Genomic DNA, 241 nt, shown 5'->3' on the forward strand with positions numbered 1-241 from the left:
CCTGGCTGCTCGAGCAGCTCGCCGCGTCCGGCGCGATCACCACCGGCGACAAGGCCCAGGAAGCCGAAGCCATCAAGAAGCACTTCGTCGCCGTCTCCACCAACCTGGAGAAGGTCGAGGAGTTCGGCATCGACCCGAACAACGCGTTCGGCTTCTGGAACTGGGTCGGCGGCCGCTACTCCGTCGACTCCGCCGTCGGCACCTCCCTCGCCGTGGTCTTCGGCCCGGCCCGCTTCGAGGA

At 68.0% G+C, this 241-nt stretch carries 1 pseudogene; it reads left to right on the plus strand.

Going from position 1 to position 241, the window contains the following annotated elements:
- A pseudogene (locus tag B3C64_RS04185) lies at positions 1-241 on the plus strand (glucose-6-phosphate isomerase); the annotation flags it as partial.

It is taken from the genome of Bifidobacterium sp. UBA6881, from assembly GCA_002451435.1.
Lineage (GTDB): Bacteria > Actinomycetota > Actinomycetes > Actinomycetales > Bifidobacteriaceae > Bifidobacterium.